The sequence below is a fragment of the Marinilactibacillus sp. 15R genome (genome assembly GCF_001895285.1).
GTDB lineage: Bacteria > Bacillota > Bacilli > Lactobacillales > Carnobacteriaceae_A > Marinilactibacillus > Marinilactibacillus piezotolerans.
On sequence record NZ_CP017761.1, the window covers coordinates 2,328,856 to 2,346,549 of the forward strand.

The 17,694-nt window shown below is 33.0% G+C and carries 18 protein-coding genes; 3 read left to right on the forward strand and 15 right to left on the reverse strand.

Translation table 11 applies throughout. The annotated features are described in order from the left end of the window. Positions 1–22: 22 nt before the first annotated feature. The 4 genes from BKP56_RS11470 to BKP56_RS11485 all read right to left on the reverse strand — a co-directional run bounded on the left by BKP56_RS11470 (position 23) and on the right by BKP56_RS11485 (position 2,486). Complete coding sequence (locus BKP56_RS11470; protein ID WP_072695202.1) at positions 23–865, reverse strand: PTS system mannose/fructose/sorbose family transporter subunit IID; 843 nt, start codon at positions 863–865, stop codon at positions 23–25. Further along, positions 862–1,611: a PTS mannose/fructose/sorbose/N-acetylgalactosamine transporter subunit IIC gene (locus BKP56_RS11475; RefSeq protein WP_072695203.1), complete on the reverse strand. Its 750-nt coding sequence runs from the start codon at positions 1,609–1,611 to the stop codon at positions 862–864. Before BKP56_RS11475 ends, BKP56_RS11470 begins: the two co-directional genes overlap by 4 nt. A 15-nt stretch (positions 1,612–1,626) precedes the next feature. Beyond that, entirely contained in the window at positions 1,627–2,109 is a 483-nt protein-coding gene (locus BKP56_RS11480; protein ID WP_072695204.1) for a PTS system mannose/fructose/N-acetylgalactosamine-transporter subunit IIB, read from the reverse strand. 185 nt (positions 2,110–2,294) lie between these two features. After that, entirely contained in the window at positions 2,295–2,486 is a 192-nt protein-coding gene (locus BKP56_RS11485; RefSeq protein WP_072695205.1) for a CAT RNA binding domain-containing protein, read from the reverse strand. Positions 2,487–2,667: 181 nt separating this feature from the next. Between BKP56_RS11485 and BKP56_RS11490 the strand changes: the two genes are divergently transcribed. Both BKP56_RS11490 and BKP56_RS11495 read left to right on the forward strand, forming a co-directional pair. Further along, positions 2,668–2,841 (forward strand): helix-turn-helix domain-containing protein, encoded by a 174-nt coding sequence (locus tag BKP56_RS11490; protein ID WP_335628955.1) that lies wholly within the window; start codon positions 2,668–2,670, stop codon positions 2,839–2,841. A 128-nt stretch (positions 2,842–2,969) separates the two neighbouring features. Continuing rightward, positions 2,970–3,239 (forward strand): hypothetical protein, encoded by a 270-nt coding sequence (locus BKP56_RS11495; protein WP_072695207.1) that lies wholly within the window; start codon positions 2,970–2,972, stop codon positions 3,237–3,239. 154 nt (positions 3,240–3,393) lie between these two features. On the opposite strand, the gene BKP56_RS11500 is transcribed toward BKP56_RS11495, so the two are convergent. Then, a complete protein-coding gene (locus BKP56_RS11500; RefSeq protein ID WP_072695208.1) occupies positions 3,394–3,825 on the reverse strand; it encodes a hypothetical protein in 432 nt (143 codons plus the stop codon). Positions 3,826–3,857: 32 nt separating this feature from the next. Between BKP56_RS11500 and BKP56_RS11505 the strand changes: the two genes are divergently transcribed. After that, positions 3,858–4,220, forward strand: a complete 363-nt coding sequence (locus tag BKP56_RS11505; RefSeq protein WP_072695209.1) for an SIS domain-containing protein — start codon at positions 3,858–3,860, stop codon at positions 4,218–4,220. 173 nt (positions 4,221–4,393) lie between these two features. Here the strand turns inward: BKP56_RS11505 and BKP56_RS11510 are convergent, their stop codons facing one another. The 10 genes from BKP56_RS11510 to BKP56_RS11555 form a co-directional block, all read right to left on the reverse strand. Then, complete coding sequence (locus BKP56_RS11510; RefSeq protein ID WP_072695210.1) at positions 4,394–5,095, reverse strand: nuclease-related domain-containing protein; 702 nt, start codon at positions 5,093–5,095, stop codon at positions 4,394–4,396. A 30-nt stretch (positions 5,096–5,125) separates the two neighbouring features. Further along, entirely contained in the window at positions 5,126–6,355 is a 1,230-nt protein-coding gene (locus BKP56_RS13920) for an SAP domain-containing protein (protein WP_198033947.1), read from the reverse strand. 276 nt (positions 6,356–6,631) lie between these two features. After that, positions 6,632–6,820, reverse strand: a complete 189-nt coding sequence (locus tag BKP56_RS13925; protein WP_072695211.1) for a hypothetical protein — start codon at positions 6,818–6,820, stop codon at positions 6,632–6,634. Between the two features lie 122 nt (positions 6,821–6,942). After that, positions 6,943–9,831, reverse strand: a complete 2,889-nt coding sequence (locus BKP56_RS11525; RefSeq protein ID WP_072695212.1) for a DEAD/DEAH box helicase — start codon at positions 9,829–9,831, stop codon at positions 6,943–6,945. A 415-nt stretch (positions 9,832–10,246) separates the two neighbouring features. Then, positions 10,247–11,770 carry a murein biosynthesis integral membrane protein MurJ gene (gene murJ / locus BKP56_RS11530; protein ID WP_083540562.1) on the reverse strand — a complete coding sequence of 508 codons (1,524 nt, stop codon included), beginning with the start codon at positions 11,768–11,770 and terminating at the stop codon, positions 10,247–10,249. Positions 11,771–11,811: 41 nt separating this feature from the next. Next, entirely contained in the window at positions 11,812–13,305 is a 1,494-nt protein-coding gene (locus BKP56_RS11535; protein WP_072695214.1) for an asparagine synthase-related protein, read from the reverse strand. A 28-nt stretch (positions 13,306–13,333) separates the two neighbouring features. Then, positions 13,334–14,449 carry a glycosyltransferase family 1 protein gene (locus tag BKP56_RS11540; RefSeq protein ID WP_072695215.1) on the reverse strand — a complete coding sequence of 372 codons (1,116 nt, stop codon included), beginning with the start codon at positions 14,447–14,449 and terminating at the stop codon, positions 13,334–13,336. 5 nt (positions 14,450–14,454) lie between these two features. Further along, on the reverse strand, positions 14,455–15,750 hold the full coding sequence (locus BKP56_RS11545; RefSeq protein ID WP_072695216.1) for an O-antigen ligase family protein: 1,296 nt from the start codon (positions 15,748–15,750) through the stop codon (positions 14,455–14,457). Then, complete coding sequence (locus BKP56_RS11550) at positions 15,747–16,676, reverse strand: glycosyltransferase family A protein (protein ID WP_072695217.1); 930 nt, start codon at positions 16,674–16,676, stop codon at positions 15,747–15,749. The genes BKP56_RS11545 and BKP56_RS11550 overlap by 4 nt, the downstream gene beginning before the upstream one ends. A 29-nt stretch (positions 16,677–16,705) precedes the next feature. Beyond that, the gene (locus BKP56_RS11555; RefSeq protein WP_072695218.1) at positions 16,706–17,680 is read right to left on the reverse strand and encodes an SDR family oxidoreductase; all 975 of its coding nucleotides are present in this window, start codon (positions 17,678–17,680) and stop codon (positions 16,706–16,708) included. Between the last annotated feature and the right edge of the window lie 14 nt (positions 17,681–17,694).

Consider the following 17,694-nt stretch of genomic DNA (forward strand, 5'->3'; position numbering starts at 1 on the left):
TCCTCCTTTTGTGTTTTTGTAACTAAATAACACCAATTAATGTGAGTAGAATTGCAAACACCATTACAAATAGAATAATCTGCAAGTATTTAGGTCCTTTTTTTATAATGAAGTAATAAATACCCATTACTAAGGCAAATGGCAATAAATTAGGAATCATATTGTCTATTAGTTCTTGCACCTGTATGGTTTCTGCTTCACTGGAATAACTTAAAATCGTTTCAAATTTAACGTAAGCAGCTGACAAACATCCAATCATAAATAAGCCAACAATACTTGCAATATCGATAACCTTTTTAATTGCTCCAGATTGAAGGATCGACAGAACTGAGTTTTTACCAAGGTTATATCCTCTATTAAATAGGAACCAAGAAAATCCATAAGCCCAAGCCATATAAATAAGTGAAGGGACAAAAGCAGCAACAATTGAGCCATTCAATGCCATTGGAACAAAAATAGCCAGTGGAATGGTCATTACAATTCCTTGATCCACACTATCTCCAATGCCGGCTAAAGGCCCCATCAAACCAATTTTTAATGACTCCATCATTTCTTCACTAACGTCTTTATTCCCACTTGCTCGCTGTTCTTCCAAGGATATGATTATTCCATGAATTACACTTCCCCAGTCCGCATTAGTGTTAAACATACGAGCATGACGTCTCATGGCTTGCTGTAATTCTTCTGGTTGATCTTTGTACACTTTTCTCAAGATTTTATTGATAGAATAACAAAATCCCAATGCCTGCATGCGATCGAAACTCACCGGTACCTCTACCACTAGACACCATCTCAACCAAGCAATAAATAAATCAAATTTCGTTATTTTTTTCGAATCAGTTTGTACTTCTGCCTTTGATCTCAAGCGATTCCCTCCTCATCTGAATGTTGCTTAAATAAAGAGACTATCATTGCTAGTGATAATGCAAAAACTGCTCCTGTCAGCATAGAGAAACCTGCTATTGAATAAGCAAAGAACCCTAGAACAAAAAATGGTATATAATGCCGTTTCCCCATAACCACTAACGTTAAACCAAATCCTAATGCTGGTAGCATAGCCCCTGCATTAGATAGACCATTCATGATCCATTCTGGTATAAAATCAATAAAAGCCTGTACGACATTTGCTCCAAAAAGTGTTGCTATAAATACTGGTGTAAAATATAAAACACCATTTGTTAACCATGGTAGTAAAAAGGTATATAAAGAAACTTTGTCGTATTTTTCTTGTTCAATCATTGTATCGGAACGACTATTGAAAAAAGTATTAATCGTTCTTCGGACATTATTAATCAGTACACCAAGTACTCCAAATGGAATAGCTAATGCTACAGCAGTTGTAGGATCTAAATTACTTAATAAAGCTGCCGGGATAGCAATACAAGCTGCCAAGGCTTGATCACTTGGTATATTGCCTCCCGCTTCAATTCCACCCATATAAAGTAATTGAATAGTTGCACCATATAATAATCCTGCTTGTGCATCACCGAAGATCCAGCCGATTAATACACCAAGAACGACCGGTCTTCTAAGTGCGTAAGAAAAGAAGTAATGTGCTCTTCCCATAGAGAGCCAATACAGTAAACCTACTAATATTGATTGTACGAACATAAATAAACCTCCTCTTTATAGTTTTTTAACTGCATCCTCCAACTTCATAGAAGGATAATCAGGTGTAGTTTGCAGATATACCTCAATTCCTTTATTTTCTATTTCAATTAGCCAGTCTGCATCTTCTTGATTTAAAGTAATAGCGTTATTTACCGGCTTTCTATCTGGTCCTCCACCTAACCCTCCTACTTGAACATCCTTTAACTCTAGTCCTTTTTGCACTGCTTCATATAATTGCTGCACAGTCTTAAATAAAAGTAAGACTTTTCGATGTTCGAATTTCCCATCTAATTGTGCTTTTATGGCTTTGTCCACATCCATTATTTTGATATTCACACCCTTTGGAGCCGCCATTTTAAATACTTCTTGCATAAATACATCTTTACTGAGTGATGTATCAACAGCAATAATTTCATTTGCATCACATCGCTTCACCCATTGAGTAATAACTTGTCCATGAATCATTCTAAAATCTATTCTCGTTAATACAATTGGCATTACTGTTACCTCCTACTTTTTTTAAAAAATTAAGTTAATACTTCTATTCCCCCTTTCAGCAATCTTGTTTCAGAGATCACCTCCTTAAATAAGTCCAAATAAAAAACCCAAACTCTCTACGGACACAATGGTCGTTGTAAAGAATTTGGGTTAAAGCCTCAAGATTAACATTGAGTAACTCCCCATTATTCAGTTTTAATAACGATTCTTTCTTTATATCGTTGATCTTCGACGAATACATTTTGAATCAGTTCCTTGTTGATGAGATCTCCTCTCGCTTTTTTAAACCCCAGCCCCTTGCCTGTTACAACACATTTCCTCCCCTCTTCTGTCCTGACTACTACTGCATTATTGGATACAACATGAAGGGCTTTCATTTTATCAGACCTTTCAATGTAGAATATAATAATAAAATCACAAATGATGTCTTTTTCGTAATCACTTACATAACATATTTTAGTTTATGATGTTTATAAAGTCAACAATGGAAAGAGGTTTTTTTACATGAAAGAGAAAAAAATTGTTTTCCATATTCATCAGCTCTTAGAAGAACGTAATATGTCTATGCGTGAACTAGGCAGATTAAGCGACATCGATATCTCTAAACTAAGTCCTTTAGTTAATGGTAAACGTCAGCGTGTAGATATCGGACATTTACAACGCATTGCAGAAGCACTCGATCTAGATGATATCAACTCTATGATTTCAATTGAAACTATTGAAAATGATTAACACTTAATGATTTAACTAAATAGTAACAAAAAATAAATAGTTATCTGTTATAGGTATCTACATCACATATAATTATTTATGAAATGACTGATTTTTGTTTAAAAATTACAGAAAAAGGAGTAAATATCATGAATAAAAAAGGAACTTTAACAGCAGACAAAAAGGAATATCAATACGATATCCCCTTATCAGATAATATGGATTACACTAAATTAGAAACAAAACAATACTTAGAAGAACACTCAAAGAAGTTTGAACTAATATCCGTTTCACATAGAAAAGCAATTGTTGCTAAGAAAGATCATTCTGAAATCAGTTCTGAAGAATTTCAATGGTTGGACAAAATGATTCCAGATTATTTTGATGACATAGAATATAAAGTCTTATTTGATAAGTAATAAATTATGCAAAACTTATAATATTTATTACTTTGCTAGAAGAATGAAGACATCATATTTCATCTATGATGTCTGCTGAAATATGATGTGCTTAATTTATGTAATCTAAAAAGAAGACAGGTCAATATACTGACCTATCTTCTTTTTTCACCTTTCATTTCACCCAGATAAACTCATAAGGTGATAGAGTTATTTCATCTTTAAGATGACGGTTGGATTGTAATTCTGTTCCATCAAAAGGAAACTTAACTGTGACTTTTTTACCTGAGACGTTGACTGCAAAGAAAATACGTTCATTTGTATTCTTGTTTTCTCTTATTAATGCGAATACATTAGCATCCAGATCAACTACTTTCTGATCTGCAAATGGTGAAAAAGCAGTCGACTCTTTTCTAATAGAAACCATGTTTCTTAAACCATTGAAAACACCTTGGCGTCGTTTATTGTTGCTTAATTCATCTTTTAATTGATTCAGTTCAAATTTTTCACGATTAATACGTCGATTAACACCAGAAGTTTTTAACCCCTGAAGATCATTCGCTTTAGTTACCGGGCTTAACCATTTAGATAGAGACTTATTCAGCAAAAGTCGTTATCATATCCGTCGGACTCACTAAAATGGTTGGCGAATATATGAGTAAAAGACTCATGCAGTTAAACTGTTCATCCTCTTGTATCTATGAATCTCATATGATCGACTTGATGACCAACTGGATTACTGATAAAGACTGTGTCATATTTATCTCATCCAGCGGAAACACCCAAACGCTCTTAAAAGCAGCTGAAAAAATGGATCACTTAGCTATCCCCACTATCGTATTAACCAATAATCCTGACAGTTTTTTTACAAATTCAACAGAAATTGCCATCAGTCTATCTGTTCAAAATCAATTATACGGTGGCTACGATATTTCTGCCCGTTCATTTTTAGTCGTATTAAGTGACCTGATAGTCGATTATTATCATTTGTTAAACAAATAGCTATCTCCCGGTCAAGCAGATGTTTGACTAGGAGGTGGCTATTTTGATGTTGGAATTGTCAAAAATATATAGTATAAGAAAGTAAGTTTGTATGAAGACAAACAGTCAACAAAACAAATAACAAACCTTTATATTTCTATAAGATTAAATTTATTTGAATATAAAATTGATTATCAATGTATTCTATTCTCATTTTTCAATTTAATACTATTTATGTGCGCTTGTTTTAAGCTTGCGCTAACTAAACAGTACTGACTTAGATTTTCATAAATAATATCCATTTGCTCTAAATTTAATATCTTCGCTGATTTTAATAAATCCTTTTTGGTATATTTTAACAAATGATCTCTTTTTATGACTTTTACGTTATTCGACTCTACCTTAATCTTCTTAAGCGTACATCTTTCACTGAATATGATATAAGATTTAAATAATTCATCATTATTCATTCCAAGCACTTCTTTCAAAGCTCTTATATGACTTTTATTCTGCCAAATAGGATTAAAAAACTTATTTTTCTGTTTATTCGGTAGAGATTGCGTCCAATTTTTATGATTTTCGCTTCCAAAAATCCATCCACTATAATTTTTTGATTCAAAGACATAGATGCCCGTTTCTGAAATCATAATTAAGTCGATCTCAGTAGTAGATCCATCTGCCTTTGGTATGTATAGGTTGGTCATTAGCTTATGGTCACCATTCAACTTCTCGAGTTTATTATATGTAAGAAATTCTCCATAGTTCCCTTTATCAAATACTGTTTTAAAAAAGCTATTTCCACTGGCCACCTTATAACCAGAACCTTTATACCTTATATACCTTGGCAGCAGAATGATTACAAAAGCCAAACTAAGATAAAGTAAAATCAATTTCAAATTACTGGCACCTCCCTAAATTACATTTTCTTATTTCTTCAACCCGTACTCCTTCTTAAACCGTCTCTTTGCTTTATTATAAAATTTTTCAAGGTTCTCTTCATCCTTATGTATTTCCATGAGGACAATTTCAACGCATTCATCATCAGTAAATACACTGAATGGCAATTTAATTTTACTCATCTCGTCATATAGCTTCTTCTTCAAGTCGTTGTCAGATAAGCCTTTCTTCTCTTGATAATCAACAACTCTGCTTGTTATCCCTGGTGCCATGGTAACAATCGAATTTTTGTATGGAAAGTATCCATCGGCATAGATGTCCATAAACTGCATACTAAAGCCATTTGATAATCCACTTAAATCATAACGGATTACTTCAGATAAAAGAGCAAAAGCATTGTCTATCTTCCCTTCTTCTTTAATAAATTCGGACATTGAAAAGCGACAATTTCTATATAATCCAAAATCTCTATTTTTAATGTGAACCATACTTCTTTCATTCAAATATCCCCAAATAACATCTCTGTATGGGTAGCCAGGTTTATCCTGAACTTTTTTACTTAAAGACCAAATATCCAGATCCTCAATTCCTTGACGGTGGATATATGGAATGTATTCTTCTTTCTTTAGAACTTCTTTGCCTGCATTAGTTAGGTCGTATGTACGATTTGTAAATATAGCATTAAGCTTCTCCTCAGAAACTTCATTGATTAGACGCTGAACTAACTCAGCCTTCTTGCCTGAGACTTTTAATCCATTATCTTTTAATATATCCTTTAGCACAGCAGCTGTCTCTTTTTCAATTGCCAATCGTAACGATCCAATTTGGAGAAAGCCTCTATTTTTTAATGAAATCAAGCACTTATCAACGTCTTTAACACCATACTTATACCACCAGAATCCAGGATAAGAATTGCCTTCAAGATAGTATTTGGGTGCATAAGAAAGTAGAAGTATTTCATGTGGGTATAAGCCTACATCATTTGGTTTCATGCCTTTGATTATCTTCTCAACAGGAATAACATCAGGCTCTGGCGGGGTATTAATAATCTCTGTTTTAACGCTTATCATAGAGCTGATATTGAAATCCTTCTTATCTTTTGATTTGCTAATCTGTTTGTTTTGATTGTTTCGCTTCTTAAGAAAGTCAAATAATCCCATTCTTATCCCTCCGTTTCTTCTATGGATTCCTACTACTCGTTCCGAATCCCTATACTCCACATTCATACCAACAACCCAGTCCTCTTCTATATACACCATACCTTTACAACTTTCCACCTTGCGATTTGAACCAGCCTTGTACAATTAATAGTTTAATGGCCCATAAAAGAATGTCTCGAGTCTATACTTTTTCCGGCCTCTAGGATTCCAATTATCAACAATTATCTCAACCGGCATCCTAGCTCCCCTCATGCAACTGCTACACTTCGTGTCATATGTCCTGGCTGTTAGTCTGCGGTGACCTCTTTCTCTGTAAACTTCCAGCTCCGGCGTCACCAGTTCCCAGGATGATGATGTGCTAGTGATTGTATCAGACTAGATGACCTTGAGTTTAGAGACTTTGTAGTATTCAGTAGGTTCAGTGTCAGGATCCGGTACTGGTACACACTCTCCGGAGATAATGTCATTCCCTTTGAATTGATGTTGGGCATGGGCTGCTTTACCGATGGAGAAGGTGGTATTAGTGTTATCCAGTTCTCCCTCCAAGGTAATTGCATAGCCCATGTATGTATGGGAGGCTTCATCAAAGGATCTAGTGAGACAGATTAACGGCTGGATTGATATGATTTTCTGATGAAGATATATTTGTCCATGACACTGGAGGCCTCCTTCTACCTAGTGATATCTTAACTTCCCCATATTTCAAATGATTTAACTTTTCCAGAATTACTAATATAATAATTTGTTGCTGCTAATACTTCTTGAATCTTATCTGGTATGTCCATGCTCTTGCATATGGAAGGCTGTACTGCTACTATCTTACCTCGAAGTACTTTATCTTGTAGTTTAATGTCCTTTAGGAAGTTCTCATATTCTCCTTTTATAAACTCGCAATGAGCAGATTTTCTCCGACTCCTAATTTTCTGAAGAAACGTTGACTTAGTTTTTATCCATATTGTTGACTTAATGGCCTGACCGACTACTTCGTATATATCTCCTATACTTGAATTATAATTTTTTGCACCCATTGCTTTAACATGATACAAAGTAACTTCAAACTCCATTTCTTTACTCTGAATTGTAATGAAGTCTGCCATTTCTCCAGAACTATGATCATATATAATATAGTCAAGCTCTACGTTCTCAAAAAGAACTTCACGGAGCGTGTCTTGAATTGATTTGCCTTTTCTTCGAGTCTTACTTGTTCTAAATTCAATACTCACATTCGTATCATATTTTTCTTTCCAAGGGATTGTAATGATATTGTCATTGGTAAAAACTATAGCCTCTGGATCTCCCACACTGATTTCATTCCCTTGAATCATAACATCGTCAGTAGTACGGAGTATTAACGGATAATTTGATAGATATGAAGATAAATTAATCTTCTGTCGTCCCTCGAAAATTAAAATTTCTTCTTCTGCTGATTGATAGTTACCATTTATGTCACAAATGAGACTCTGCTCTTTCTCTCCAATCGACGCTTGTATAGTAATCATATCATTTTCTATGTTAATGATCCTGATCTCAAGATCAGTTATGATGCCAAGTGCGCTTTCAGTCTTATCATACACTAATGATGGATTAGCATAAGATTCTCCTGAAAGATCAGCAAAATAAATATTTTGGGGATACTCTTCAAGTTTTTTTGGAATAGGTAAAAAGTCAAAATTTGTATTAGTCTTAACCACCATTTCAGAATTGAATATTTTAACCCCATTTAAATCGCACCAAGATACAAAATCTTTAAGGTTGGCATATGAACTACTCCAGATTTTCGAACCGCTACTATATCCAATGGTAATTTGTTGCTCCTCTTGTGTTGCCTTACAAAATACGTGTCCCGCAGAATATAGCCTACCTGTACTTGGATCAATTGCTTGACTAACATCAGACCCAGCTGATATTCTATATGATTCACCAGATTCATTAAATCTATTTTGCATACCGGAATTGAAAATTTCAAATTCTTTTAAATTACCTAGAACCCTATGCATTTCATGCTTTGGAATCTTCTCAAAATTACTAGAAAAAGATTCAACTATTTGCTCATAGATAAATTCACTTTTTACTTGTGAATAAATATAAAGGATTCTAGTCTCTTTCTGATAGTGTAAAATATATAAAAGATTTTCTTCGTCTTTTACAAGGTTGCCAGTATACCATTTTGGGTTTTCGTATCCCTTGCCTATAGCAACGATTGTATTATCTTCTTCATTCAAGAATGGTCCATAGGCTATATTACAAATCTTAGGAAAAGTACCATGTATATTAAATTCTGTTACCTTATATAGTTTTGCATGGCAATTAGGTCTAATAGTATGTAAAGACAAATTTAAATCTGGGTCAATCTGTTCATTTATGTCGATAGAATACTCCCCAATATATTCTTTTTCTATTTCTTCTCTATTTATTTTATTTTCACTTAGGTCAATTATAATCTCTTGCCAAATAGCATCACTTTTGTACAGGGCTTTATTTTCTATTACCAATTCTTCATCATTCATCGCGATAAACTTTGCCACGTCAATATTTTCAGCATTTGTACGTGCAAACCTTCCAATGAATTGAAGAGTATTTGCTAATGATTTATGCGGATCATGGATTGCTGCAATCTTCAGATTGGGGAAGTCAAAGCCCTCCCCTAGCATATCAACACATATTATACCATCCAGCTCTTTTTTACGTAGAGTATCAATTATTTTATACACTGTCTTTGAACTCATAGAGCTATCAACTCTTTGTAAATTCAAGCTTGTTTCAAAGTTATATAGCTTCTGTAAATCTTTGGCTCGATCTTTGCTGCTAGCTCTCACCATTACAAAATGTTCATATCCCTTCTCACGATCAAGAAGGAAAATTGACTCTGTTTTTTCAGCAATAAGATAGTCTTTGTTTTTGGCGTTTGGTATAGATATGTATTGTATTTCACCAAAAATACCATCTTTATAAGCTTGGGATAGTGGATAATTATAAACAAAAACTCCTTTTATCGTCTTACTGTCCATTCGAAATGGAGTTGCAGTAAATAAAACGTGTTTTGCTTCATTTATATTTTCTAATATTTCAGTCCATGTTTTTGCTGGAACATGGTGTGCTTCGTCAATCAAAACTAAATCGAATTCATTTCTAATTTTCTCCACTCTGGATATGCTCAATCCCACTTGAGGTGTTGCAACGATTACATCTGAGTTTTTAATCTGATTATCATAATCTTCTTTATAAAGACTTTTCATCTCAAATACTTTTGGCCTTTTTATATTTTCAGGAAGAACATTAACTTTAGTTAATGTCTTCAATGTTGAGTATTCTCCAGAGACCTGACTTCGTACTAACTTACTTGGGGTAATAACTAAAACTTTGTGGGCTTCTAGAGCATACGGAGTCATCATTAAAACAGCAGTTTTTCCAGAACCCGTAGGCATCACAACAACGGCTGCTTTTGTTTTGTTCAAAGTGAAAAATGATGAAATTGAATGAATTGCTCCCAATTGTGCATTCCTTAATCCACTCGTCTCTTCATCAACTTTGGGATATTTTAGTTTATTGTAATTTTTAGAAAAATAACTATTCAATTCAATTCCCCCCTTGCATACTATTACACATTCAGCAATCTAAGTTATAATAGATCTTCTTAAATTCAAAATTTACAACGGTTTATATACATCGATCACCCATTAATACAATATTCTGACACCTTCATTTATAAATAAAACGGGCAAAGCTATCTAACTTACTCTCTTCATGCCCGTTCTCTTTGATGTGTTATGTCTGATTTATTCTGTTATGTCAATGTTGTTCTGTTGTCCGTTCTCTTTCACAACCGATCTCGATGTCAAACTTATCAAGCTTATCAACCAGATTGATCTCACCCTGTATATTACCTTTATTAGAGCTAAGCCTCATATAAGATTCCCAAAATTTACTTATGTGGATGAATAGGTTCTTGGGGAGTTTTGGGGAGACTTACCAAAACTTTAGAGAAACTCTCTATGCAGCTCCTCTTCCAAGCTTCTTCTTGATTGCTCCAACTATTACGTCAACATCTTCAATTTTCATAAAGTAGATAATCACAAAGTATGATAATGCTCCAACACCGATCGCTATTAGGAGTGAAAGGTTTTGAGATAAAGAAACTGTTAAGTAATTAAAGCTCAGTTTAGCCAATCCGCCCATAATTGATGAGGCAAATAGGATTTTTAGGAATGAGATACTGATTTGCTTCATGCCGAATGGGCCGATTTTTTTGCGAAGATTAATAAATAATAGAGCAGAAGTAAATGTTGCGGCAATTGAGGTTGCCAGGGCTAAACCTCCTATGCCTAAATAGCGTGACAGAATAATATTTAAGATTATATTTACAACCATGCCAATTACAGCATTTATCATTGGCGTTTTAGTATCATGAAGTGCATAAAAGAACTTTGAAATCACTTCTCTCATTCCAAAACCAACTAGCCCTAAGGTATAATAAAATAAAGCTGAGGCTGTTAAATTAATTGCTTCATAATCGAAGGCACCTCTGCCGAAAAGAAACGCAACTATTTGTTTACTGAATAACATTGATCCGATTGTAGCAGGGATAATTATCAATGATATTATAGTGACCGACTCTGCCAATGAAGTTTTAATAGATTTGTAGTCATTACTAATCGACATTGCTGATATTGAAGGAAATATAACGGTAGCAATAGATGTTACAAATATGCCTAGAATAAAATGATTTAGCCTGCTTGCATAATTGAGGGCTGAAATCCCACCCACTGCTAATGTTGAAGCTAATGTTCTATCTACTAAGCTATTGATTTGATTTACTGATGTACCCAGTATAACAGGAAGAGACATTAATATCATAGTTTTAAGATGTTTATTCTTCAAATCGAATCTGATTTTAAATCGATAATTTTTTTTTCTTAAAGCTGGTATCAAAAATATTACCTGAAAGATAATTGCTAATAGACTCCCGATGGCTAAAAGATATTCTCCAAAAAAACTACTTAATATTACAGCTAATATTGAAGTAATATTAAAAGGTATTGTTGTTAAAATAGGTGCAATAAAATTATTTTTAGTATTTAGAAAACTTGAAAATATGTAGTTTATTCCATAAAAATATACACCTAATATACTGATTCTAGTAAATGTTATTGCAATACTTAATGTATCCCCTTGAAATCCAATTGCAAAGATTTTTACTAACTCTTCTGTGAAGAAAAATGTTAGTATTACAATTCCGGTAGCCAATAATGATATAAGACCAATAATATTATTCATAAAATCTTTTGCTGTTTCTTCATCTTCCGTACTTTTAACCTTAGTATAAACTGGAATAAAGCTAGTAGATATTCCAACTCCGATAAATGCGAAAATTGTACCTGGAATAGTTAAGGATATTAAAAAAGCATCACTAATTGAACTAGCGCCATAAAAATAAGATAATATAATTTCTCGAAAGAAACCGAGTATTTTTGATGAAATTGTTAATAGGATAACTAAGCTTGCAATACGTTTCATTACACACATTCCTCATCTTTATTATGTTATTATATATATCACTAGTCTCTTAGCCTATTTCTTAGTCCCGAATATATCCCTGCTTTTACTACTCCAATTGACCCATAAAATATATCTGATATTCCGGATTCAAATTTCTCATGATTCTCTACATTATATTCGTTGATAAAGACAGCTAAAGAAGCAATCCAAGAAAATATTTCGTCAAGTGAATTTGTTGATATCGTCTTAGATCTGATCCATATTTTATACAGTCTTTCCAAAACTGTCATGTTAAATATACCCAAACCCTCAATGCTAGGTGAAAACACTAGTTCGTGAATTTCATTTGCCAAATCTACCCTCAACCATTTACCATAGTTGTGATGTTGTTTGAGTCCTTTATCAATGTCAACAGTCTCATCATTCTCCAAAATTGCTTTTCCTGTTCTTGCCCAAGGAATCGAACCAGTATCATATGGTAATGTTTTTAATATATGTTGATATACAGAGTCATTACGAACTTTGGGATTAAGGGACCACATCAACCCAACAGCTTCAGGAGAAGTGAATAATTGATATAAAGGAATTTTTAAACCGATAACACTCATGCAAGCTTGTAATTTTCTTCTCATATAATGTAATTCTTGTTCAATTTCACGATACTGGTATTCTTTGTTTCTTCTAATATAATTCCTGTAGTTATAAGCGTCATTAATTACATCGTTCCGGTATTTGTTAATAGCTTTATGTCTAATAATACCAAATTGATTCAAATTTCCTTTTAGAAATTTTGGTAAATCGATAACTTTAATTCCCGAAAACTCACCTCTGCCAACTCCATCTCCATAGCTTCCTGCAATAATCCCATCAACTCCCTGGATGTTAGATATATTACTCATAGCATGTAGGTGTATTGGCGAGAATTCTGCTCCCATTTTCCCTGAGATATAAATGTTTTCTAGTAGAGTGCTGGAGGTTAATGGAAAATGGATAAACTCCCATTTAAATTTTTTGCAAATGTATTGGGAATATATTACATCTCTACTTTTTTCCACACCCCAAGTAAATGCACTAACTGTTCCCGTATAAACACCTTCCAGTTCTAATTCCTTAATCAAACCTGCAACAATTCGACTATCTAATCCACCAGATAATAAAATTCCAATCTTCTTTTTTCCTTTTAAATATGTTTTTAATTCTTTTTTCAATATTTCTTTTAACGATTTTGCAATATTTTCGGGATTTTCTTCTATTTCAGAATGGTCTGGTAGGTTCATATCCAACTTTTCAAGTTTTCCATTATCCTTCAGCTCTAAAGGAGTCATCCAAGGCACTCTTTTTATCCCTTTAACCAATGTCCGATCTTCAAAAAGATAACTTTTATTTACTATTTCGATAATGCCCACTATATCAAGATTATTTTCCAAATGATTGTCAGTTAGTATTTTTCTTATACTTAGCGATACCCTTTCCTCATTTACATACGGATAATGGTTTCCTAAAAAATTATAAAACTTACCATATTCTTGAATTAACTCTTTTTCATTTAGCATGTTAATAGTCTCCTTATTAGCCAAATTATTATTTAATGTTAGAGTATGCATCCTCGTAAAAACTTGTCATTTTGCATGATAAAGATTTGATGTCAAAACCCTTCTCTTGAAAATATTGCATAGTATCCATTCTCATACTATTTCTTGAGTCTATTATACTCTCAACCCACCTATTTACATCATCTTCTAACGAACGTCGAACTACCAAAGGTGTAATTTCCACTTCTTCTGTTATCGTATCAGAAATAACACATGGCAATCCCGCTGCTTGAGCTTCCAACACTGCGCCGGGTAGGCCTTCATACAAGGATGGAAAAACAAATACATCCGCAGCTTGAAGTAGGTCAGCAACATCATCTCTGAGGCCCAAAAATTCTATATTATCATATACACACAATTTTCGTGCTAAACTATGTATAGCTCCGTTCAAATTATCCTTGCCCACTAATATAAGTTTCGAATTCGGTTCGTCCAAAAGAATATCTTTAAAGATGTTCACTAGAAATTTATGATTTTTCTCTTTTCGAATATTTCCCACATGTATAAGAACGAAATCATTAGTCCATCCAAGTACGGCACGTATCTGTTTTCTTTTCATATCATTATACTTATATTTTTCACTATCTATAGCATTTGGGACTACCATTACTTCATCTTTTATTTCTTTACCATAAAGCCAATCTGCTGCTTTCTTTGATACGGCAAATTTATGGGTTGAGTACTTATTTGTCGGTAGTTTTATAATATTCTTAACTAAATTCTTGAAAGATCCATTTGTTAGTGCAGTCCTGGAATGTGCAATTCTTATCGGAACGTTTGCCATTTTCGCCCCTTTTAGAATTAGTCCGCACCACTGATTCATATGCGCATGTACTATCTTGTATTCCGGATGCTTAATCAAAAAAGACTTAAGTTTTATTGGTATTAAAAATGAGTTTTTTATAGATAAAGGTTTTGAATAATAAATTTCACCACCTAAATCTTTAATTTCTTTATCGAAGTTTCCGGCATCAGGTCTAAATGTATAAAAATGAAACTGAACTCTATTTTTATCAATATCTCTATAAATATCCATTAACCTACTTTCCATGCCACCCTTATTCATTTGAGTTACAACACATAATATCTTGATTGGTTTTGTCATAATCTTCACCCTAATATTTTATCTCTATTTTGATTAATACAATTAACTATACTTCTATCTTCTTGTGTATTTCTTTTCTTGGATATATAAACATTCTGATAGAGTATATATATCACTAGAATTATTGGAATCATTCTAAACCTTTGATATACTTGCGTATCCGTAATAAAATTAAGCATTAAAACTGATGTGAATATTAATATATATAAACTTGTATTCTTGTCCATCTTGGCATTAATTCTACTTATTAATAATTTATAAATAATAATAAATATATACAAAAAACCTATAAGACTTATAATCCCACCTTCAGACCAAAATGATAAGTAACTATTGTGAACGGTTGAATTGAAACTACTCAATCTAACATACTGTTCAGCACCTATGCCTATTATAGGATTTTTCGCAATCATACCTAAAGCTTCTTTCATTATTTCTATTTTAAGATTGTAACTTCCCGCTTCGGATATATCTAAGTATCTGAAATTGTTATATACACGAGATATAAACATTTGGATATCCAAATAGCCATTCAGGATCAAAACACTTCCCAAAAATACACTAACCCCAATTACAGAATATATTTCCTTTTTTAACTTCCATGTTCTACTCAAGATAATCACCAAACTTAATGAGAAAACAGTTGCTAAAGTACCGCCATTACTCGACGTTTTTAGAAGTGCATATAGTAAGACTAAAACAGCGAATAGTACATATTTTTTATCAATAATTCTTCTATGATAAAGTAGAAACACCAATGGAATCATCGCAGATATTAATTTTGCAAGGCCATTTGAACCAATAAATGCACCAAACCTAATACTACTAACGAATATTCCTTTAGAAACCAATGTACTATTAACTCCAGGGAAAAACAAATCTATTATTAATCCAATTACAATAGATGATAAAAGCCCCAAAATGTAATAGTGCAACATTTTAAGATAAATGTCTTTTTTTAGTATGTACTTGTTTATTAGAAGCGGCAAATAAAGTAATACAAATAGGAATTGTATTGCATAGGTAATCGTGGGTAATACAGCATGTTCGCTTCCCCTAAATAAGCTTATAACAAATCCAAAAATAATTAAAAAACATGCACTAGCTAATCTAACAGTCATACTATTAATATTACTATTATGCCTTAATAGGTTAATCAAAAATATAGGCAGAATCGAAATAAACACAACATCCGAAACAGTCAAATAAATTCCCGGTAATCTAATTGTGTCAAATGGAGCCAAAAATAAAGCTAAGCATATTAATTTGTATTCCCATTTTTCAGTCCTAAGTGTTGTCACAATTTCCGTCTCCCTAAAATTCTATTTGAATCTCTATTTTTCATAATCCAACCTGGCAAAAATGCTAACGAATAGTAAGTCACTTTTCTAGCACCTTTTATTTGATCAATTATCTTAACCTTCCCATGCATTGAAAATCTAACGTAATTAATATAAGCTCTAAGATTTCTCAAAAATCTAATTTCATAATTAGGAATGATATCATTAATGTATTCTCTATAGTATAAAATTGTATTATTTATATTTCTTATTCTTAAGCTTACATTATCTGAAGATAATCCATCTGGTAAATATTCTACATATTTTAATACTTTATTTAAGCACCTAAACTTATACTTCAATCCAATTCTATTCCACACAAGTGACTCCGCAATAAATTTTTCATTGTTTGTTCTAGGATATGGATACTCCCTCATAATTGATGTTTTAATGCACTGAGTTTTATCACCTTTAATATTAAAAACCTCATTCATCTCTACATGATTTATGCTCTGAATATTTTCAGGAAACAGATCTCCAATTATTCTTTTTGTGTCCATATATGCACACAATCCTATAACACCAGCATACTCATTGGTTTTCCCTTCTAGATCAATCCATGATTGATACATAAGTTCTAAACTATCTTCAGTTAATATATCATCCGAGTCTATGGTATTAAAAAAGTAACCATCAGAGTGGCTAACTGCTAAATTTCTGGCTATGTGTTTACCTGCATTCTCTTGATAAAAATATCTTATCTTTTGCTTTGATTTTTTAATATAGTTCTCTACAATTTCTTTGGTATTGTCACCAGAACCGTCGTCGACTATTATTACCTCAAAATCGGTAAAGGTTTGTTTTTCAATACTTTCGAATAGTCTTGTTAAAGTATGTGCCCTATTGTATGTTGGTATAAATACCGTAAAAAAATATTGTTCTTTCATGCGTACACCGCCTTAAACTCTATGAATAGTTATAAATTTTCTCTATACCATTCTATTGCTGCTTCAATACCTCTTTCAAAACTCCAACTTGGATCATAACCAAACATCTGCTTAGCCTTATTGATATTAGCATTACTGTGCTTAATATCTCCTTTTCTATCAGGACCGAATATTGGTTCAATTTCTTTCCCAAGAGCCTTACACAAAGAATTGTAGACATCTATCAAATACTCTCTTCCACCATAAGCAATATTAAATGCTTCACCGGCAACTTCAGATGATGCTTTGCATGCTTTCAGATTTGCTTCAATAACATTCTCGATGTATGTGAAGTCTCTGCTTTGTTTACCATCACCATTGATAATTGGTTGTTCATCATTTAACAATTGCTTAATGAATTTTGGAAGTACCGCAGCATAAGCCCCTTCAGGATCTTGTCTTCTGCCAAATACATTAAAATATCTCAACCCATAAGTATCTAATCCATAAAGTTTTGAATATAGTTTTCCATATTCTTCATCAACCATTTTAGTCAAAGCATATGGTGAAAGTAAATTACCTTCCCTACCTTCTTGTTTTGGAAGGTTTGGTTCATCCCCATAAACAGAGGAACTTGATGCATAAGCAAACTTCTTAACCCCGTTTTGTCGGGCCGCTTCCATCATATTGAGTGTTCCTCTAATATTAATTTCTTCATAAAGCAAGGGCATCTCAATACTTCTAGGAACACTACCCCAAGCTGCTTGATTAAGAACGTAATCAACACCCTCACAAGCCTTCATGCACATATCTAAATCTCTTATATCTCCTTTGATAAAAGTATAATTAGGATTATCAATGAATAAGTCCACATTGGCTTGCTTCCCATTAGAAAGATCATCCAGACATCTTACCTTATAACCTTTATCTAATAAAACCTCGCACAGATTGGAACCAATGAAACCAGCTCCACCTGTCACAAGAAATACACTATCTTTTTCAAATATTATATTTTCATATCCCACAGCTAATTCACTAC